The organism is Kordia sp. (assembly GCF_050633145.1).
Lineage (GTDB): Bacteria > Bacteroidota > Bacteroidia > Flavobacteriales > Flavobacteriaceae > Kordia.
In genome coordinates this window covers 1-16,499 of the sequence record NZ_JBOEFY010000068.1, presented here as the reverse complement: position 1 = coordinate 16,499, position 16,499 = coordinate 1, and the positions used below count along the sequence as shown (strand labels likewise).

Here is a 16,499-nt window from a genome sequence, read left to right as displayed (position 1 = left end):
TAAACAATCACTCCTGAGATCTGAAACATTCATTTATAATTAGCATTGCCACAAAAAAAAGACGTATTCATGAAGAATACATCTTTTTAAAATAGTATGATACTAACTACACTATTATAATTTTATTAATTACTAGGTAATTGTTCCTTGATTTGATACGTACTAAAGTTTAGGAAATTTCCTGGATGCGCTAATACATTTTGTAATATGATCGGTGTATCTGGATTGGAACCTGAGTATTGTGTGTTTCCATCCATGTTGAGATCATAATTTTTATATCCGTGTATAATATATGTTGGGAAATTCAAGAAGTTTCCAACTTCATTCAATACCTCAGATAGAATTTCTGGTGAATCAGGCGTTGTCCCTGAATACTGGATTATAGTATCATTATTTGCATTTCCTCCCCACATTCCCAAAATGCCTGTTGGCATGCCAAAAGTTGTTTGCGCATTGGAACCATAGGTTGGTATTGAACCATCTGTAAAGTCTACTGTTGTTGTATTAGTACTCAATGCAATGGCATTTGCTGACATGATGGCCAAGTGGTTTCTATGTTTGATGATTATATAGTAATTTCCTGCACCAGTATTAAAGGCTAGGTGAGTAATACCATCAACCGAAACTATATCACCATCACGTTGTAATAAAGCAGATTGTGCATCTACTACCAAAGTATTGTCAGTTGCATCATGTAATTCTACCCAAACCCAATCTACAATAGCATCATCACCAGTAGTATTAAATACAGTTGTTTCACACGAAATCATATCTGCATACGGACTTGTTGTCGGAATGATTCCTGCAATACGCAAATCGTCTCGCATTAAATTTTCTTCTCCTATGTTTGGGTTTAAGGCAGCACCTTGTAAACATACTTTTGGAGCGACCTTAGCTGTACAATTAGGATCATAGTTTCCATCTGAAATAATCCAACCATAGGTAGCTATTAATTCTTGCCTTTTTGTTGCTGCTTGACAATATTGACTAAGACCACCATTAAAAGCGATGTTAGAAGGAATTTGAGACTCACCAGCCTCTAATGTTGCCCAACCAATTAAGGTATTATCATAATTTGTGGTAGAAAGCATGGCACCTTCAAACATGTTTGTTGCAGTGAGACTTAAAGCATTATTCCCTAGATTGCTGATATCCCAACCTCCTAAATCTTGATCAAAACTTAAAGCATTTTGAAACATATAAATCATTTGTTTTACATTGCTCGTATTCCAACCACTGATATTACTGTTAAAAGTGCTAGCACGTAAGAACATACGAGACATATTAATCACATTTCCAGTGTCCCAACTACTAATATCTCCATTGAAAGCCGTAGCATCTTGAAACATATTTCCCATATTGGCTACATTGCTTGTATTCCAACCACTGATATCTCCAGTGAAATTAGTAGCACCTCTAAACATTGAATTCATCTCTTGGATGTTACTTACATCCCAATGACTTAAATCTCCATTAAAATTGACAGCTTCTGCAAACATGAAAGCCATTGTAGTAATTCCCGATAGATCAGGTGCATCCGTTGCTGTTATTGTTAGATTATGACAACCTGAATAGGCTGAAGACATAGATGACCATTGGTGATTTCCCCATTGTTCTACAGTAAGAATTTTTTCTTTGTCACCTATATTATTAAAGCCAATATAAGTGAAATCACCAAAGATCCTTACTGTGTATATTCCTGGAGTAGCATAGGTGTGAGAAGCAGTACCTGTAAATCCATATTCAATGGTGCCATCACCCCAATCTACTGTGTAATTATTACTATTCCCATTTACTGGAATTAGAATACTATGATCATCTGAAGTTCCTGGGTTGTCTGTTTTCCATGTAGTCACATATGCAAATGACGGCTCATAGGTTAAGGAAATATCATTTCCGTCACCACCTTCATAGCTAATCGTGCCCACAAAATCACCATAAGTAAAAGTAGCACCTTCTGGCAGTCCAGTAAAGGTTCCTATAATGTCATCGTTTTCATCGTTATTGATCAAAATGATTTCTTGATTTATACCAGAATAGGTAAAACTTCCCGTAGGTTCAAAATCAGCATTTGCTAATTCTATTGTTCCAAAAACATTCAATATATCAAAATCAGTATCACTATTGATAAGCGGAGCAAAGTTGGCTTCATTATCACTACTATTTGCTGTTTTGAATAATTTTAGATCTCCATTAATGGTTAAGGTTCCTGTACCAGTATCTGTTCCTGGATTTAGGGTTCCTTTGTTACGTAATTCAACGTTTCCATTGACGATTCCTGTTCCTTCTAAAGAAGTTCCGTTAAGGTTAAAATCACCTTTGTTAAGGAAGTTAACGGTAGAACTTGCAGCTACTGTAAACGGCTCAAAATACATTTCCAAGGTACCAAATGTTTGTATATGATTTGGTGTATCGATCAATACTTCGGCATTTCTAATATCTGTTGTCGTTCCAGAAACTGCTGTATATTGGAAAGCTCCTGTAAACGCATACGAATTTGAACCATGCATAGTTAACTTCCCTCCATTATGATTGATTTGTGCAGGCGAGCTATTATTTGTAGCTGTTTGGTTGATTCCTCCATTTAAAAGACTATTAGAGCTAAAAGTAAGATTGGTGTCTTCCGTAAAGGTATATGTATTCGCCGTGAAAGAAATAGTACCTGTATTGATGATACCTAATTCAACAGTATCTATGTCTTTAAACAACGCAGCGCTTGTCAAATGATTGGTTGTGTTTGAAGTAAGTTTATTAATATTATTTGTAGCTGTATCTAAGAGATATACACTCGTTTCAGGGGTATTTCCTTCTAAGATAAGCTCATTAGTTGTAATAGCGCCATTGCTGCTTTGTTGCACAAAATTTCCTCGAATTGTTAAATTAGAATTACCAGCAGTCTGCACAGGAGATGAAAACCAAATATCATCTGCGTTATAGATATAATTCATATCTGTAGCGGCTGTTCCTGTCGCTGTAATATTTCCTAAAGTAAGATTGTTTTGATTGTTGGCTCTGATGTCAATGGTGTTTCCAGTTAGCGTTACGGTACCACCAAAAGTGCTATTTGCGATAGCAATGTCAGCATTTCCTGTAGTGGAGTCAATGCCGTTTGCTGTTAATATTACGTTACCACCAAAAGTGCTATTTGTGATAGTAATGTCAGCATCTCCTGTCACGGCGAAATTACCTTCAATATTTAATGCGCCGAGCTGTTGATAGCTACTTATATCATGAATTGTTAAGCTATTATTAGCACCTGTTAACGTAAAGTCTGGTAAAATGGTGATTCCATTCGTTCCTTGACGTCCATTGAATACGATACCATTGGTAATGGCATTCATAGGTACGGATACTACATTTCCTGTATCACCTTCATAGGACAATTGATTTCCTATAAGCTCTACAGAACCATTTAAATCGCCAATGTATAATGTATTTCCATCGTTGGATGTAGACAGTGTGATTTGGTCATCATCAGTGATGGTGTTCCAATCGGATATGGTAAGTTCTCCTTGTTCTAGATTGATTAAAGTTTCTACTGGATTTTCTACTACGGTAACATCAAAAGAATAGGTAATACTAATGTTGTTGTTACTGATTTCAAATGTATTTGTAGTAGTTCCTGCCGGGAATTGATCACCAGAAGCAATTCCTGCTATTAGAATTGGTTGTGAAAATGATGGACAATCCGCTACAAAAGTACTTACATCATAAGTGTATGTTGGTAGTGCAGCTCCGCGATCAAAATATAGTGTTGCAGCTTCTATTTGTGGGTAGGTTACTTGTGGATTCACACGAATTGTAGTGCTACAGCTAATTGGAGTTCCTCCAGGCGTACCTATTTCAAGAGTAATCGGATAATCTCCTATATCATTACAACTATTAAATTGTATCGAGTTTGAACCGTTTATAGAAGAAGAAGTAAAAGCGCCTTCTGCAGTGTCAACAATGTCATAAAAATTTAGCGTTAATTGTCCGTTGGAATCTAACATAAACACTAAATCATCTTTACAAGTTAGTTGTAGTGGTGCTAATGCTTGACCTTTGACATCAAAGCTGTAGCTTGGATTACTTGGATCATTACTGTTAATTGTAATGGTGGCATTTTGATCTCCTACTGTTGTTGGTGTAAAGTTCACTGTAAATGTCGCGCTATTGTTTGGAGCAATAGTTAGACTGGTTGTTGCAATTGTATATTGAATATTATTGCTTGTGATGTCAGTAATTATCAAATTATCAGATCCTGTATTGGATATGGTAAACGTTTTGCTACTGGTCGTACCAATTTCAGTGTCTTCCATGTATGTACTTACTATGCCTGTATCTTCATCACATACTTCAGATAAGTTGACACGAAAAGCGGCATCACGATCAGACCATCGATAATAGCGTCCTCTTGTGTAGGTATCTGTGATATAAAATGCGAGTCCCCAATTGGTAGTTGTTGGATCGGTAATAGCAAATGTATACACTTCATCTTCTTGTAAATATACATTTTCATCAATAGAGATGGTATTAAGTACACTTAATGCTCCTGCCAGATTTTTAGTGTAGATGATCTGACCGTTATCGCCTTCACCACGGTGAATAGTTAAGGTAGCATTTTGAGGGATTATATATCCACTTTGATTATCAGGAGCAATTTCGAAATATAAGCTATTCATAATTCCTGAACTTTCGGGTGAGAACGATTGCCACTGTGTATGAGCTCCATTAAGCCTATAAAATGTAGAGCTGATACTTTCTATGAGTTCCGTATCTGTTGATTCACAATTATTTACATCTATTATTGGTGCTTTTACATTGATAGTCATTTCGTGTTGGCAGGTTACAGTACCTGCAAAGGATACCAATCCTATTTTTTGAGTGTATGTACCTACTGTGAACGTTTTTTCTTCGCCTTCGGCAATAGTACCATCTCCATTTAAAAATTGGAAGTTAAACCCTTCAATTAAGTTAGTAGAAGTTCCTGTTAGGGTGACTAAATTTTGTGCGTTATAGGTAACAGAACTTGTAGTAGTTAATGAAGTTTCTACTAGATTTTGCCATTGAAATTTTGGAAATACAATTGTTCTACTTGTAATAATTGCATCATTAGAAACAACTGGTGAAGATTCTGAAAGTATAATATTATACTCAACATCTTTTTCAATATATGCATTTGCTGCAGCTGCGGTAGTTGTATTTTCAACTGAATAAGGAATGCTTAAATCCCAAGTGCTTTCTTCATTATTATGTATTACTAATCTCGCACCACATGCAGAACCTAACAACGGATCTGCTACTACATTTAGCCATACAAAGTCAGATGAAGGATCACAGTCATTTGTATTTAGAGTAACAATATCAGTGATTTGCACATTTGGTACTGCACCAGAACATCGTACCTGAAATTCTGCAAAACCATGCCCAGGAGATGTGGTGCTTCCATTTTCTACAATAGAATGCCATACAGCATAGGTAGTATTTACATAGCTTCCACCGCCACCGCCAGCGCAATCACCATTCAAGTTACCGCCGCCGCCGCCAGAGTAACCACCTCCTCCGCCAGTAGCAGTACTAGTGAAGCTTGAGGTGTAACCACCACCGCCACCAAAACCAAAGGTTCCTGTACTGTTATTACCTGTATCATTAGGTCCAGTGGAACCTATAGGTTCACCACTTGCATTCAAAGAACTAATATATCCTTTACCGCCTCGTCCGTAATCACTATTATTTGTACCATTTCCACCATTTCTTCCGTTATTTTCATTAGTAGAAGTACGTCTTCCCCAGTAGCCATCTGTGTGTGCACGTCCTGGGCGTGGTTGTCCGTATGCGGGAGAGTCCCCAGCAGCTCCACCACCTCCAGCGACTGCTAAAATAGTCCACTCACCTGTGTTGGGATTTCGAAAAGCCAATCCTGTTCCACCACCTCCAGCTCTCCATTCTTCACCTTCTCCTATGATGATACGGAATGTACCGCCTGTCGGAATTTCGTTTGGACCATTACCAATATTGAATGTGGCCATTACAGTAGCACCTTCACCACCTCCAATAGCATCACCGTGATCCGTTTCTGCATCATCTCCATCGGCACCTTCTATCCTAAAATAGATAGATTTACCATTTAATGCGCCCGGAACGTTATAATCTTTTACAGCATCCCAGGCTGGGTTACTTGTGCCATCTGGGTATTCTACAAGTACGATGTCGTTATTGTCGTTTATTGTAATAGATTGTGCAATAGTAGTATTACTTTTTAGAAAGAATCCTATGAGTAATATGGCTAGTACCGTTTTATTCAAACACAGGGTCTTTAAGAATGTATAATTTTTCATGAGTAACTTATTTAAAGTATCAATATGGTTGGTATAAAATTTTTTATTTCAGCAATAGGATTATAGCGTGTAAAGCCTTGACCTATATTTTTTTTACAGATACAAAGTTATATGTACGGAGTGTGATACGGAATAAGTGTCGACTCGTATTTACTAAGAGGTAGTACGTATGTCTTTGATAGGCTCGCATTGCTTTTAGAGTGCTGCGCCGTTAGATCGTGCTTAGGCGCTTTTAAACTTTTTGTTTGTTAGGTGTTAGGTGTTAGGTGTTAGGTGTTGGGAGTTAGGTGTTGGGAGTTGGGAGTTGGGTGTTGGGTGTTGGGTGTTGGGTGTGAAAAAACGCCACAATATTCATATCTCTTTTCGCCCGTGAAAGGAATGAAATATTGCAGCATTTTATCGAAAACTAAACAATTGGATTATCTATAATGACTTATTTTTTATGGTTGCAAGATAGGAGCAAAGTTGTTTTTATTAAATACGAGATAGCACGTATATTTTTCGTAGTGACACGTATATTTTTGGTATTAAGTCTTTGGTGTTAGTTGTTAAATATGTTTCGTTATTTAGCTTTTTTGAAGTTATACTATATATTTTGGACATACTTTCAAAGTGTTTAGAAAACTTGTTGCATTGTTGCGAGAAGGTTTCGTGATGTGTTTTAATGCTAATTCTTCAAAAAACATATTTTACTGTATTTAGTGACTTACTATTATATGATATTTATATAAAAAGGGATATTCTTTACCAAGAATATCCCTTTTTATAAACTCCTAGCTAACTACAATTAAGGAATTATATATTTAGTCATTTTCAGGAAGTTGTTCCATGATTGGATACGTACTAAAGTTTAGGAAATTCCCAGGATGCGCTAATATATTTTGTAATAGTATCGGAGTATCTGGATTGGTACCCGAGTATTGTGTGCCTCCATCCATGTTGACATCGTAATTGTTATATCCGTTTACTATATACGTTGGAAAGTTTAGGAAGTTTCCAGCATCGTTTAATACTGTTGAAAGCATATCTGGTGTATCAGGATTGGTTCCTGAATATTGTACTACAGCATCTCCATTTACATTCCCTGTCCACATGCCCATAATACCTGTTGGCATGCCAAAAGTTGTTTGTGCATTGGTTCCGTAGGTTGGAGTAGAGCCATCCGTGAAATCAACAGTTGTAATATTTGTAGCACTTAAGCTCATTGGAGTTGCACTCATAATGCCTAAATGGTTTCTATGCTTTACAACGACATAATAATCACCATCAGGTACGCTTAGTTCAATTGCGCCTAAAGTATTATCATATATATTTCCTAATCGATCTAATAAGAAAGAGCGACTAAATACAATGTTTGTATTGTCTGTGGCATCTCTTAATTCCATCCAAATCCAATCTACAGCAGCTTCTTCGTCATCAAAATCAGTAAATATAGTAGGATCACAAGTTAACGCATCTGGATACGGACTTGTGGTAGGAAGCAAACCAGCGACTCTTAAATCGTCTCGCATTTCGTTTAGACTTCCTCCTCCATCGTTTAAAGTGGCTCCTTGTAGGTAAACGCTAACTCTGAATGTTAAACATGCTTTCCCTTGATCATTAATAGACCAGCTATGTGTATCTATTAAATTTTGCCTTTGTACTTCGCTATCACAGTAATTACTTTTTCCTCCACCAAATATGATATTTTGAGGAATATCGTCAATTCCGTCATTTGGAATGCCACTGCTGTCTGTGTTCCATCCGATTAATGTGTTGTCGTAGTTTGGTCGTGAAAGACTAATTCCAGAAGGACCAGCACCAAACATGTTTCTCAATCCTGAAGATGAACTTCCAGTATCTATAATATTGCTTAAATCCCAATTCCCAAGGTTTTGATCAAATACGTCAGCGCCTCTAAACATATCAGACATGTTTGTAACATTGCTTACGTTCCAATTTCCAATGTCTTGATTAAAAGCATTTGCGCCATTGAACATAGATTCCATGTCTGTTACAGCGCTTACATTCCAGTTGCTGATATCTTGGTTGAATACATCAGCACCATCAAACATATTTTCCATAGTTGTTACGCTACTTACATTCCATCCAGAAATATCTTGATTGAACGTAAAAGCTCCATCAAACAGATCTCTCATATCTTCCACATTGCTTACATTCCAAGAAGATATGTTTCCATTAAATGCTTCAGCAGCATCAAACATTTCGTACATAGAAGTTACATTGGATACATTCCAATTATTTAACTCTTGATTGAATGATTCTGTTTCAGAGAATACACCTTCCATAAGCAACACATTGCTTGTATTCCAGTTGTTTAATGGTTGGTTGAACGCCAATGCTTCATAAAACATATACGATAAGTCTGTGGCACTGCTCATGTTCCAGTTTCCAATAGGTTGATTGAATACTTCACAATAGCCAAACATTTCATTAAAATCTTGCACATTGCTTACATCCCAATTGGTGACATCACCATTAAAAGAAGTACAATCGTAAAACATGTCTTGCATATTGGTCACATTTGACAAATCTGGAGTATCAATTGCTGGATTGGTAATATTTAAATTAGAACAACCTTCAAAAGCACTGTCCATAGAAGACCATTCTATATCTCCCCATTGTTCAATAGTGAGTAACTTTTCAGCGTCTCCGCCACCATTAAAATTCATTCTTGGGAAATCACCTGTGATTCTTACTGTGTAGGTTCCTGGTGTTGTATACGAGTGGACAATGTTAGAGCTTCCGACTCCATAATCGAAGTTCCCATCTCCCCAATCTACATCAAAACTGTATCCGCCTCCTGTAGTAGGTAATGTGATTTGATTGTCATTAGAAGTTCCTGGATTATCGGTTTTCCAAGTAGTTATAAAAGGAGCAGCATTTACAACAGTAACTGTTGCTGCGCAAGAGGTCATACGACCCAAATCGTCTGTAAAATACGCGTATAAGGTGTTGTTACCTAAATCAGCAGTTGTATAGGTGTATTCGTCTAAATTTTGAGATGTACCTCCAAAACCTCCTGTAAAAGTAGCTGTAGATAGCAACGAACTATCACTTTGATTTATGATGGCAACTTGCATATAATATGTTGTTCCAGCAGTTAAAGCTACTTCATCATTACCATCAAAAGAACCTAAATAGTTTGCTGGTGCTTGGTATACAAATCCATTTAAAAACCCGGTTCTGTTAGGTGCAGCTCCTACATTAGGTGTTACAGGTTGGTCACTTATAAAGGCAAATAATAAATCGTCTGTAGTGGAAGAACTAAAATTAAAATTAGGTAAGTAATTTCCATCTACTGGTACTGTAAATGAAAATTCTTGATAGTATACGGCATTTCCATCTGCAAAAACATCATCTGTAGGGCTGTTTATAGTTGTTTCGCCATCGAATAAACCGCTAGTTCCATTACTAGGATTCGTCGGAGACACATAGAATTCAGTTCCTTCACCAATACAAGCACCGCTTATTCCATTTGTAATGTCATAAAATGTTACAATGGCTTGCCCATTAAAACCTAAATCAACTGTTATATCTTGGCAAATAAGTTGAGGTGCTGCTGGTATAATGTTAATGGTTGCGGTACAAGTATCTTTATTTCCAGCAGCATCATACACTGTTAAAGTTACTAGATTATCTCCTGCGTCAGAGCAGAAATATGAACTGTCGTCTAATTCCATAAATGTAATTCCAACATCATCAGAAGAACTGTTGTTTATAAGATTTGCATCTACTGTAAAATTACCTTGATCGATTTCAAAAGTAATGTCTTGACAAACTGCTATAGGTGGAACTTCATCATACGGTTGCCCATAAGTGCCTGTTGGAAAAGGTACAGGAGCATTTCCATTAGTGATACTTAGGCCAGAAATGATATTTGGACCAGGAATTCGCCAGTTTTCAATGACAAAGCCTCCATCGGGTCCAGTTCCTGTTTTTCTATATGCCCAACTGTTGTTATATTCCCAAGCTGTTCCGTTTCCACTTTGACCTACAGTACCATAACTATCAACCAGTGTTGGAACGTTATTAATATCTATAAATAATTCTACGGCATCATTTCCAGAAGGAAGCAAGGCATTGGTTCCTCCCATATCAAAATCTGGCGCAAAGCCAAAGAAGTTTTGAAAAGCAGTTGGATATTCGGCTAAATATAAAAAGTCGCCCGCAGTAGCAGATCCAGATAAATAATATTCTGCTCCATCCGAACCATCATGATCATTATCCACACCAATAGCATGGATACTTAAATCTGGTATATCACTAGTTACATACAATTCAATAGCGCCTAAGAGTTCATTGGATTTAGCAACAATTCCTGTAATTATTAACGGGGAGTTTTCTAAAGATGTTTCATCATTACATTCTTTGTGTTTAGCTATTGTATTAGCATACATAGCGTGGTTTATTCCTGTCATAGATAGAAACACTATAAAAGTTTTTACAAGTAAATTTGCTTTCATGAGTTTAGTTTTAAAATCATTTGCAAAGTACTTGATAAACAAAATTTAGGAAATACGAGATAACACGTATATACTACGTACCAGTACGTACTGGTACGTATTTTTAAGTGTTAGTTGTGATAAAAAACCACAATATTTGTATCTCTTTTCGCCCGTGAAAGGAATGAAATATTGCAGCATTTTATCGAAAACTAAATAATCGGATTATTTATAATGTCTTATTATTTATGGTTGCAAGATAGGAGCAAAGTTGTTTTTATAAAATACGAGATAGTACGTATATTTTTCGTAGTGACACGTATATTTTTGGCATTAAGTCTTTGGTATTAGTTTTTGAATATGTTTCGTTATTTCGCTTTTTTGAAGTTTTACTATAGATTTGGGGCATACTTTCAAAGTGTTTAGAAAACTTGTTGCATTGTTGCGAGAAGGTTTCGTGATGTGTTTTAATGCTAATTCTTCAAAAAAACATATTTTACTGTATTTAGTGACTTACTATTATATGATATTTATGTAAAAAGGGATATTCTTGGTAAAGAATATCCCTTTTAAAAACTCCTAGCTAACTACAATTATACATTTATTCATTTTCAGGAAGTTGTTCCGTGATTTGATACGTGCTAAAGTTTAGGAAGTTTCCAGGATGCGCTAATACATTTTGTAATATAAAAGGCGAATCTGGTTCCGAACCTGAATATTGTGTTTTTCCGTCCATGTTTAGATCATAATTACTATATCCGTTTGTTATATAGGTTGGGAAATTTAAGAAGTTACCAGGATCATTCAATATAAAAGAAAGAATATCTGGTGTATCAGGGTTAGTTCCTGAGTATTGTACAATTGTATCACCATTTGCATTTCCAGTCCACATCGCCATTATTCCACTAGGTGTTCCAAATGATGTTTGTGCATTGCTGCCATAGGTTGGAGTAGAAGGATCAGTAAAGTCTAGAATTGTAGCAGTAAGCTTTAAATCCTTTGGATATGTAGACATAACTCCTAAATGAGTTCTGTGTTTTATAGTGACATGATAATTTCCAGGTGGAAGATCAAAAGCTAGAGATGAAGAAGAGCCATCATTCCTCATGATATCACCATCACGTTGTAATAGTGCTGATTGTGCTGCAAGAACAGATGTTTTATCGTTTTCATTTCGCAATTCTACCCAAACCCAATCTACAATTGCATCATTACCAGTAGTATTGAATATTGTAGGATCACAGGTAATCATATCTTCATAAGGACTAGTAGTTGGTAATAGATTTGCTACACGTAAATCATCACGCATTAAATTTTCCTCACCAACATTTGGATTAAGAATTGCTCCTTGTAAGCTTATTTTTGGTGATACTACAATTTTACCGCAATCTGAATTCAATCCATCATCAGTAATGGTCCATCCATAAGTATCTATTAAATACTGTCTAGCTGTTGCAGAAGTACAATAAGAAATACTAGAAGCACCTAAGTTTAAAGAAAAATCTGGATTAGTTGGATGTACAAAAATATCATCAATGCCATCATCTTGTTGACCACTATCGTCTGTTGCCCATCCAATTAATGTTGCATCATAATTTTCTGTTGTCATACCTGATTCTCCAAACATAGTATTAGCCCATCTTAATTCAGAAATGTTCCAACTACCTAAATTTTGATTAAAATTAGATGCGAACCTGAACATTTGTGAAGTAGCTGAGAGTTTGCTCGTATCCCAAGCGTCTAAAGGTTGATTAAACATGCTAGCAGAATTAAACATATCTATTGTGTGTGTAGCTCGTGTCATATCCCAATCATTTATAGGTTGATTAAAGACTTGACAACTTAAGAACATAGCTGAAAACGTTTTTACATTGCTAACATCCCATGAATTAAAAGCTGCTGTACCTATTAGGTTTTGGCAATATGCAAGCATGAAATATAGCGTATCTACATTATCTAAATTGGGAGTATCTGGAGCTGTAATATCTAAATTATAGCAGCCATAAAAAGCTTTTTCCATTGATGACCAACGGTTATTTCCCCATTGTATAATGTCTTTTATTTTATGACGAAATTGAGCACTCGAGTTGTTATTAAAATAAATTCTTGGAAACTGACCAATAATAGAAACTGTATATGTCCCAGCTGTTGTATATATATGTGATGCATTTGTAGTGGCATCTGCATTACTATGAAATGTTACGGTTCCATCTCCCCAATCTACCTCATATTCATACGTTTCATTTTCATATGTTGGAATTGTGATGGATTCATTATCTGTAGTGGTTTCCCATAAGGTGATAAAAGGTGTAAAACCTGGAAGAGGAGGAGGACCTCCTTGCGCATTTATAGTGTTTGGACCAATTAGCAAATAAAAAAATACTATTATAAAGTAAGTTGTTGATTTCATTACATATGTGATTAATAATAGTTTGCAATGTAGCTCTGTATTGTAATTCTTGAAATAAGTAACAACTCGTAAATATTAAGTGTTAGTACGTACAGAAGAAGTGTTTTCTATGCTTTTTTAAAAGTGATACGTCCACAACATTAAATTCAAGAACCCCACTTAATTTATTTTAACATGTTGCAGACGTATTTTTTTAATGGATGCCTTTATAGGACAAGAATTGAAAAGTTTTATGATGTGGAAATGTCTAACCTAAATTGTGTTTTTATTTTTTTAGTAATTATTGATGGAGGTGTTTTTTGATATGCTTTGATGATGATGATTTCTGGTTTTATATGTTTGAATATGAGCGCATTTTTAATATCTTCTGCATTGAGTCCAGGAAGATTTTCCTCAATAATAACAATATTACTTCGGTGTTGGATGATATGCTTTAAAGTATGGAAGCCATCGGGAAAAATATGAATGTCTGTGACACCTTTTTCCAAAAAGTATAGTTTTAAATGCGTAGTATATTTTTTATCGCTATGTGCAAGTACTATTTTCATTCGCAGTTCATTCATGTTTCAAAGTACTGCAAGATAGGATGCATACATAGCGTATCCTATAAGCGCCAACTCGTAAATACTACGTGTTGGCACGTATATTTTATTGTGAAAGAATCACATTTCGGTTTAATAGTGCCCAATTGGTCAATACGTTGTTACCTTTTTTTAGGCTTAATTTTTCTATGATGTTACTTCGGTGCTTTTCAATGGTACGAATAGAAACCGAAAGCGTATCGGCTATTTCCTGATTAGAGATTTCTTGAGCAATGAGTTTTAGGATTTTGATTTCGGAAAGTGTCAATAAGTTCAAACGCTTTAATTCCTCACTAGCATTTTGTAATGGGTGATCGTCAATAGATTTGCTAAAGTATACATTGCCATTTAATACTTCGTTGATACAGTGTTCTATTTCAAAAAAAGTATCTTCTTTGAGCAAGTAGCCATCAATTTGAAAAGCTTTTGCCTGTACAATATAATAGGATTCTTTATGAAATGATAGAATGACAAATTTGGTTTTAGCACCTTTTTCTCGTGCCATTTTAATAACTTCAAAGCCTGTTAAGATAGGCATGTCTATATCTAACAAGGCAATATCAGGTTGTAACTTTAGGATTAATTCCAAGGCTTGAATTCCATTGGTAGCTTGTCCAATAACATTGTAACTATTGGCAGTGAGCTCTTCAGTTAAGCCTTTTAAAAGCATTGGATGATCGTCTGCGGTAACTATTGTTATTTTTTTATCCATGGTGTATTGGGATGCTTATAATTAGTTTAGTTCCTTTTCCTATGTTACTTTGTAAATCAATATAGGCATTGATGATTCGTGCACGCTCAAATAGAGTTTTTAATCCTAGGCTGATGTTCTTTTGTTTTAAAGCAATATCAAATCCTTTTCCATTATCATTGATGGAAACAGTAACATTTTCTTTTTCTTTTTGAATGCCTAGTCTTACAGCTTTTGCTTCTGAATGTTTTACAATATTACTCAAACTTTCTTGAATTATACGATACAAATGCAATTCAGATTCCTTGGATAATAGATTATCAACATTTTCAATGTTTTCTGTGAAAAATAAATCTGTATTTACGTTGATATCGTATATCAGAGCATTCACAGCTTCGGTAATACCCAAGCGTTCTAAGTTAGAAGGATGCAAGCCGCGTGATATTGTGCGAACTTCTTCTAAGGTTGAACTTGCCAAATTTTCCATATTTGGATTGTTTATTTTTTTGGTTTGTTTGGAAAGTAGCATCAATTTTTGACCAACACTATCGTGTAATTCTCTAGCCAAACGTGAGCGTTCTTCTTCTTGTCCTTTAATTAAATCATGAGAGAATTGTTCTTGTAATGTTTGTTTTGAGATGGCAAATCTTCTAGAACGCACTAAGTAGATGATAGAAAATAACGCAGCTAATCCCAATCCGCCAAAGAATAACCATTGTCGGTTGAGTTTGTTTTTTGCTTCAAGCAATTCCACTTCAGTTTCAGCAACTTCTCGTTCTTTGACGAGTTGCATACTGTCTTTTACTTTTTCTTTGCGAAATTCATACGTCAGTTCTAATTCTTGAATTTTTTTCACATTTTCAATATCTAAAGTTGAATCTCTATACGTATAATACAGTTCTTTGTTTAGATATGCTTCCTTATAATTTTTAAACTTTTCATAGACTTTTGCTTTTTGTAAATATGAGCTAGAAATCATTCGTATAAGTTTGCCTTCTTGAGCAGTTTTCAATGCTTTTTCTGCAAACTCTTCTGCCTTTTTATAGTTGTTCAATTTTATATAGACATTAGAAATTCTAGCGTAAGCAGAAGATATTCCTTGATCATAACCTACTTTAATTTTGTTATCTAAATCTTCAAAATAGTACTTTAAAGCCTCTGTATACTTTCCGTCTTCTTCTAATATTTTAGCTATTTTACTATTGATTCTGCGCCATCCATCTTCTCTGTTTATTTCTTGAAAGAGTTGTTTCGATTTTTGATAATAGTACAGTGCTGAATCTATGTTTTCTTTTTGTTTGAAAATATCACCTATCAAACTATAATTGAACGCAAGTCCTTTTTTCTCATTGATTCGCGAATTAATTCGAATGGCTTCTCTAGCATATGCTTCACTTTTTTCATCATCTCCCATGCTGGAGTATAAAACTGCAAACAGATGATCTATTCTAGAAATATCTATGGAATCACCTACTTTTATATAAATATCTTTTGTTTTTTGATACGCTTCTAGTGCTTCTTTAAAGTATCCTGAACGTCTATAAGTTATACCATAATACCGTTGAATTGTGGCTTCTGTAATTGGTTTAAAATTGTATTTTCCCGATTGATAAATTTGGTTGGCTTCCTGTAAAACTCTTTTTGCATCATCGACATCTCTGTGCATTTGGTACGCAGCAATTTCTAGTAAAACATGGCATTTAATAGAATCATTTTTTGCCTTTTGGTAGTTATTGTTTAATCGTAGTAAGGTTGTATCTTTATTTTTAATAGAAGTATCTTGAATGTTATCTATGCTTGCTTGCGAAAGTACATTCACTGAAAAGAGAACGAATGTCCAAGAAAGGATACAACGTATATGTACGATGATTTTATTCATTGTTTAGTTTTGTATGGGGATGCTTAACTTCATAACGGTACCTTCTCCTTTTTTTCCATCCAAACTCAATACTGCATTTAATATTTTTGCGCGTTCAAATAAGGTTTTTAAACCTAAACTTAGATTCTTCAATTTCGATTCAAAATCAAAACCTTTTCCATTATCACTAACGA

At 35.2% G+C, this 16,499-nt stretch carries 5 protein-coding genes and 1 pseudogene; all 6 read right to left on the bottom strand.

Going from position 1 to position 16,499, the window contains the following annotated elements:
* Window positions 1-125: 125 nt before the first annotated feature.
* The 6 genes and pseudogenes from ACRBBL_RS23985 to ACRBBL_RS23960 all read right to left on the bottom strand — a co-directional run bounded on the left by ACRBBL_RS23985 (window position 126) and on the right by ACRBBL_RS23960 (window position 16,326).
* A complete protein-coding gene (locus ACRBBL_RS23985; RefSeq protein ID WP_431371634.1) occupies window positions 126-6,320 on the bottom strand; it encodes a BspA family leucine-rich repeat surface protein in 6,195 nt (2,064 codons plus the stop codon).
* An 803-nt stretch (window positions 6,321-7,123) separates the two neighbouring features.
* A complete protein-coding gene (locus tag ACRBBL_RS23980) occupies window positions 7,124-10,786 on the bottom strand; it encodes a BspA family leucine-rich repeat surface protein (RefSeq protein WP_431371633.1) in 3,663 nt (1,220 codons plus the stop codon).
* A gap of 1,585 nt (window positions 10,787-12,371) precedes the next feature.
* Window positions 12,372-13,175 (bottom strand): annotated as a pseudogene (locus ACRBBL_RS23975) (BspA family leucine-rich repeat surface protein); the annotation flags it as partial.
* A 230-nt stretch (window positions 13,176-13,405) separates the two neighbouring features.
* The gene (locus tag ACRBBL_RS23970; protein WP_431371632.1) at window positions 13,406-13,723 is read right to left on the bottom strand and encodes a hypothetical protein; all 318 of its coding nucleotides are present in this window, start codon (window positions 13,721-13,723) and stop codon (window positions 13,406-13,408) included.
* 100 nt (window positions 13,724-13,823) lie between these two features.
* Entirely contained in the window at window positions 13,824-14,468 is a 645-nt protein-coding gene (locus ACRBBL_RS23965) for a response regulator (RefSeq protein ID WP_431371631.1), read from the bottom strand.
* Window positions 14,461-16,326 carry a tetratricopeptide repeat-containing sensor histidine kinase gene (locus ACRBBL_RS23960; protein ID WP_431371630.1) on the bottom strand — a complete coding sequence of 622 codons (1,866 nt, stop codon included), beginning with the start codon at window positions 16,324-16,326 and terminating at the stop codon, window positions 14,461-14,463. The genes ACRBBL_RS23965 and ACRBBL_RS23960 overlap by 8 nt, the downstream gene beginning before the upstream one ends.
* Window positions 16,327-16,499 lie beyond the last annotated feature (173 nt).